This is a genomic window from Streptomyces sp. DH12, assembly GCF_020873895.1.
Taxonomy (GTDB): domain Bacteria; phylum Actinomycetota; class Actinomycetes; order Streptomycetales; family Streptomycetaceae; genus Streptomyces.
The window spans coordinates 1-465 of sequence record NZ_JAHWGT010000947.1; the positions used below are offsets into that span (position 1 = coordinate 1).

The 465-nt window shown below is 77.0% G+C and carries 2 pseudogenes; both read right to left on the reverse strand.

Annotated features, from left to right (window positions below):
• Nucleotides 1-307, reverse strand: a pseudogene (locus tag LPA54_RS37915) (SigE family RNA polymerase sigma factor); the annotation flags it as partial.
• A pseudogene (locus LPA54_RS37920) lies at nucleotides 304-465 on the reverse strand (sodium:solute symporter); the annotation flags it as partial. The pseudogenes LPA54_RS37920 and LPA54_RS37915, both read right to left, overlap by 4 nt.

Below are 465 nucleotides of genomic sequence, written 5' to 3' on the forward strand. Positions count from 1 at the left end.
GGTTGCAGACCGTGGAGCGCAGATAGGCCTCCGCCGCGGCCACGTCCTTCAGCCGCCGCCACCGGCGGTAGATCTGGTAGTACGCCTCGGCGACCACGTTCTCCGGGTCGTCCGCGCCGAGCAGCACGGCGAGCCGCAGCATCGAGGAGTAGTGCAGCTCGAAGAGGCGGGCCACACCGGCTTCCCGCTCCAGGTCTGCGGGGCCGGCGACCGGGGCGGCGAGAGGGGCGGGCGGGCCCGGCGGCTCGGGCGGCGGTGCCGCCGGGGCCGGGCGCAGGGTGACCGGAGGACGGTGTCGGGGTCTCACGCGTTGTTCGCTCCCGTCGGGGGACGTCGCCCGGCGTGCGGGCGGGACGGCAGGTCGGTGGCGTCCGGGCCGCGCGGGACGCCGAGGCGGGCGAGGACGGGCGTGACGGCCACCGCGACGGCCAGGTTCAGCAGCAGCGCGGCGACCCCGGCGTAGAT